This window comes from Haematobacter sp., assembly GCF_032102465.1.
In the GTDB taxonomy this organism is placed as follows: domain Bacteria; phylum Pseudomonadota; class Alphaproteobacteria; order Rhodobacterales; family Rhodobacteraceae; genus Haematobacter.
The window spans coordinates 1-3,922 of record NZ_DAMDHB010000076.1; the positions used below are offsets into that span (position 1 = coordinate 1).

Sequence of the window (3,922 nt, forward strand, 5' to 3'; positions counted from 1 at the left end):
CCAGCTCCGTGATCCCGTTCGCATGCAGGTGGGCGGCCAGTTCGGTGGATGCGAACTGATACCATGCCGAAATCGGTATGCAGTGAAGGATGGGATATGCGACATCGGTGTTTTTCAGGGTTTGCCGCCTCGGCACTAACGCTGTTGGCTATGACGGCCTCGGCCGGTGCTTTCGATATTCAGAAGACGGTAGATAGCAGATCGTCGCCGGATCATAATTTCCGTATTCTGGGTATTCAAATTCAGATGCCTTTTCCGGCATGAAGAACGGGATGAATTGGGTGATCTGGACTGAAGCGCCTGTCCGACCGTCGCCTGTGTCTTGCCGAAGCTCGCCGCCAGTTCGTCGGACTTGGAAAGGATCGCGTCGAAGAACACCTTCGCGGAAAGCTCCCCGTCGAGCATCATCTGCCGAAGTTTTCCTATGGAGCCGTCCACTCCCTCAATGCCGCGAGCCGCAGCCTGCATGATCGGGAATGCCCCCTCCATGATGGAGTTGAACTCCTCCGCCCGCACCACACCACCAGCCAAAGCTTGGGAAAGCTGGAGCAGCGCCCCTGAAGCCTGCTCCGCGCTGCCTCCCTGAAGCGCGAGTGCCGTGGAAATGTTCGTCACGAACTTCTCGACCTGCTCGCCGGAGACGCCCAGCTCGCTTGCCGTGGTAGAGACGCGCTGGAACAGCGTGACGACGCTTTCAAGCGGTGTCCTCGTGGAATTGGCAATGTCGGCCAGCCGGGCGAGCTGATCATTCACCCCCGACTGGTCCGTTGCCACCACCTTCAGCAAGTTCGACATCTCGGTGTATTTGTCGATGGCCGAGACAAGCGCGCCAGCCGAGAATGCCGTGCCGAGCGCCGCCCCAAGGATGGCACCTGCTTTCGCTGCACCGCGCATCACCCCGTCAAGCGTGCGTGTGGACTGCTCCACCTTCTTCGCCTGCCGCTCAGCCGCCCCGGCTTCCCGCGCTACGTCCTTCAGGCCCCTCGCCGCCTCATTGGCAGACAGCAGCTTGACCGAGATACCGAGGCTCGCAATATCCATCAGAACATCCTGTCAAAGCGGTCTTTGGTCATCGGCTCTTTTTGGATGGAGCCAGGCTTTGCCGTTTTCAGATGCCGCATGAACAACTGGTCCATGGCGCGGATCGCGCGGACAAAAGCCCGCTGATCCGGGCCGAAGTCATAGCGAGCCAGCGATGAGGCGGGGATTGGACCGACCGCGCCATGCCCCAACTGCCGGTCGTTCGATACCTCGAAGAATATCTCGAACCACTGCTCGTAACCTTGCGGCGGTTCGACCGGCCAAAGGTGGCTCGGGATTGGTCGGCCTGCCTTCTCGCATTCAAGCCGCTGATCTTCGGCCTTGTCGCCCCAGATGAGCGCCCATTCTAGGGCGCTTAGGAGTTTCCCTCGTCCCGCTCCGACATGAAGGACTGCGCATCGACCTGATTGGATGCCCACAGCACGGCGTCCGTGAACATCACGAAGTCGGGGTCGGCGAAGATTTTCGCTGCCAGTTCCTGCGAGTAATCCAGAGGCTCCCCACCGTCCCGGATATTGCGCCAATCCAGCAGCACCACACCAGCCAGCACTTCCCCCACGATTTTCATGCGGGCTGCTTCCTTGATGGAGCCGTCGGCGTTCCGGTCCTTACGCGGGGCCAGACGCTCAAGCCGCGAGCGATAGGCCAAAACCTTCGGAGACGCCCACCCCCGCACGAGAAATTCGGCATCCTCGAAATTCGGGACGTCCTTCACCCACTGCCCCTCCTGGGCAATGGACGTGTCTCGTTTGATCCCCCTCAAGTCCATATTAGGCCCTCACAATGTTCGAGTTTATCGACAGGGTGGTCGATTGGTTGCGGATGGTGTTCGCCTCCCCGCCCTGCTCCTGGGCTCCCATCACCAGAGCCGCGAAGTAGCGCCACGAGCCGCCGTATTCCGCGGTGATCGTGCCGGTTCCAGCCGCGGTGGTGGTGATGGCAGTTCCGCCGGGGGTTGCTGCAACCGAAAACGTGTCCTCGTCCAGCACGGTGTGGACGAAATACTCGACCTCGTTCTGGAGCGGGGCGGGGAGCGTGCCCGTCGAGAACAGCCGCACGGGCTGGCCCGCGATCATGCCGTGATCGGTCAGCGTGACGACGCCCGGAGCCGCCACGGAGATGGTCGCCGCTGCCTGCGCCCGGTCATTCAGAAGAATGCGGAAAGCGTAGTTCCTCTTGCTCTCCACGGCGAGCAGAAGCGCCTGCTGACCCGGATCGTCGGCCATGACGGCAAACGTGTTCTCCATCGAGCCCGCGTTCTTGGTGCCCTTTTGCTTGATGTCGCGGTCGCGGTTGATGAGCGACGTGGTGATTTCCTGCGCGGAGTCACCGAACGCCCCCATGGTGGACCACCCGTCGATTTCCACCCACGTCTGCGTGGCAAAATCCGAGAGGATCATGGGACGGATAGGGACCGTGATCTGCCCGCCCATGTAGAGGCGGCAGCCGGCCACCGGAAATAAGTCTGCCATTTCTGACTCCTAGCTTTGCAGCGCCACTCAGGATTTACGAAAAAGACTGCCAGCGGATGCGGATGGGAGTGACCCACCATCCATCGTCGCTGCGATACCCCTCATGCACATCTGGCGCGCGTATGACGCGGACCCGGACCCCGAGGAATTCCATGTTGAGATCGGGCCAGAAATGCGCCGCGATCTGCCCTGCCGTCTCCTGAGACAGGGCGTAGTCTGTGCCAAGCTTATGGTGGACGAGCAGTTGCAGGGTGCCTGACCTGTCGTGCTGACCGCGCGACCCCACCATGATCCGTGCATTGTCGGCCATGATGTTCATCACATCGATCCATGGGCCGTCAGGCTTTTCAAATATCGCCGCAGGCCACGCGATGGGCGGCAGGGAGAGCGACAAGAGCCTGTTCTTAAGCGCCATCCAGATGCGCGTTTCAATGGCTGGCACAGGCATGCTAGGCTCCGGTCATGTCCGAAAAGCTCAACGACGATCAAGTCTATGAGCGGCTGCACGCCGCCCTGATCGCCTTGGGGGCGCAGGACGGAGAGACTGTAAGAGGCGACACGGCTATCAAGACCGCCCGGAGGGCGATGCTCCTGCTGCAACTCGGGCTGCTGTCTACGGAAAAGCCCGAATAGCCTTGCGAGCGTTTCTCTGTACGATGGCGTCCCAATTCAGCAGCGCGGCCTCTACAAAGCCATCCTTGTATTCCCGCACCCCGGCGTAGGACGCGGTAAAGCCGAGGTAGATCGTGCTGTCGATGCTGGCCCCAAGGATTACCGCCTCCACGGTTCCATCGGGTCGATAGCTTGCGCCATCTCGCGGTCTGGCCGTCGGATTGATCCGTGGCGGCGCGGAGGTAGAGGCCATCAGGGATGCCCGCAGAAACCCGGTATCGACGCGCATCCTGCCGCCCTTCGCCATGGGCCGCGTCATCTCCTCCGCCGCGTCCTGAACGCTAGCCTTGAACACCGCGTTCAGGCGCTTTTCATAGGTCGCGATCCGCTCCTCTACCTGAGACGAGAAGGATTTCACGCCCGGCCCTCGAAATAGTCCACGCGCATGATCGTGGTGCAGCGGCAGTTGATGGTTTCAGACCCCGGCGCCCCGAGAGAGCTATCCCCGGGGTGCATCATCCGGTAGCCATTCGGGCTGACAAACGGGGTATCCAGCCCCTGCACCTTCTGACCATCCATCGCGGCGTGGCTGTGGCGGACCCGCCTGTCCCCGGCGCTGGACCACTCGCGCGTGATGAACCGCGCGTCCGTCCCTGCCTTCTCCGCCGCCTGCCGGAAAGCCTCTGACCGCGACGCATTGAGGCTGGCAAGGCTCTCCGTGCGCCCGATCATCTCACCGCGCGGTCGTGTCTCGGAAGTGGTGGAAATTGGACGGCGGCGTAATCTCCGGGTGAACT

Annotated in this window: 8 protein-coding genes; 1 reads left to right on the forward strand and 7 read right to left on the reverse strand. The window is 61.7% G+C overall.

What is annotated here, in order from left to right; genetic code table 11:
* Positions 1 to 135: 135 nt before the first annotated feature.
* The 5 genes from RT513_RS20640 to RT513_RS20660 are packed head-to-tail and all read right to left on the reverse strand — an operon-like array spanning position 136 to position 2,928.
* Positions 136 to 1,041: a tape measure protein gene (locus tag RT513_RS20640; protein ID WP_290687298.1), complete on the reverse strand. Its 906-nt coding sequence runs from the start codon at positions 1,039 to 1,041 to the stop codon at positions 136 to 138.
* Positions 1,041 to 1,460: a hypothetical protein gene (locus RT513_RS20645; RefSeq protein ID WP_290687299.1), complete on the reverse strand. Its 420-nt coding sequence runs from the start codon at positions 1,458 to 1,460 to the stop codon at positions 1,041 to 1,043. The genes RT513_RS20640 and RT513_RS20645 overlap by 1 nt, the downstream gene beginning before the upstream one ends.
* Complete coding sequence (locus RT513_RS20650) at positions 1,397 to 1,756, reverse strand: hypothetical protein (protein ID WP_290687300.1); 360 nt, start codon at positions 1,754 to 1,756, stop codon at positions 1,397 to 1,399. Before RT513_RS20650 ends, RT513_RS20645 begins: the two co-directional genes overlap by 64 nt.
* A 55-nt stretch (positions 1,757 to 1,811) precedes the next feature.
* Entirely contained in the window at positions 1,812 to 2,513 is a 702-nt protein-coding gene (locus RT513_RS20655) for a hypothetical protein (RefSeq protein ID WP_290687301.1), read from the reverse strand.
* Positions 2,514 to 2,547: 34 nt separating this feature from the next.
* Positions 2,548 to 2,928, reverse strand: a complete 381-nt coding sequence (locus tag RT513_RS20660; protein WP_313534549.1) for a phage tail terminator-like protein — start codon at positions 2,926 to 2,928, stop codon at positions 2,548 to 2,550.
* A 47-nt stretch (positions 2,929 to 2,975) separates the two neighbouring features.
* Here RT513_RS20660 and RT513_RS20665 point away from each other — a divergent pair, with 47 nt between their 5' ends.
* A complete protein-coding gene (locus tag RT513_RS20665; RefSeq protein WP_290687303.1) occupies positions 2,976 to 3,146 on the forward strand; it encodes a hypothetical protein in 171 nt (56 codons plus the stop codon).
* On the opposite strand, the gene RT513_RS20670 is transcribed toward RT513_RS20665, so the two are convergent.
* Together RT513_RS20670 and RT513_RS20675 are read right to left on the reverse strand one after the other, a co-directional pair.
* Positions 3,127 to 3,543 (reverse strand): hypothetical protein, encoded by a 417-nt coding sequence (locus RT513_RS20670; RefSeq protein ID WP_290687304.1) that lies wholly within the window; start codon positions 3,541 to 3,543, stop codon positions 3,127 to 3,129. The two genes, RT513_RS20665 and RT513_RS20670, sit on opposite strands and share 20 nt — an antisense overlap.
* On the reverse strand, positions 3,540 to 3,922 hold a 383-nt coding region (locus RT513_RS20675; protein ID WP_313534551.1), incomplete at its 5' end, for a phage minor head protein. The genes RT513_RS20675 and RT513_RS20670, both read right to left, overlap by 4 nt.

Excerpts from the sequence above, each read along its gene's own strand:
- RT513_RS20640 (WP_290687298.1), bottom strand. The coding sequence starts at position 1,041 with ATGGATATTGCGAGCCTCGGTATCTCGGTCAAGCTGCTGTCTGCCAAT.
- RT513_RS20655 (WP_290687301.1), bottom strand. The coding sequence starts at position 2,513 with ATGGCAGACTTATTTCCGGTGGCCGGCTGCCGCCTCTACATGGGCGGG.
- RT513_RS20660 (WP_313534549.1), bottom strand. The coding sequence starts at position 2,928 with ATGGCGCTTAAGAACAGGCTCTTGTCGCTCTCCCTGCCGCCCATCGCG.
- RT513_RS20665 (WP_290687303.1), top strand. The coding sequence starts at position 2,976 with ATGTCCGAAAAGCTCAACGACGATCAAGTCTATGAGCGGCTGCACGCC.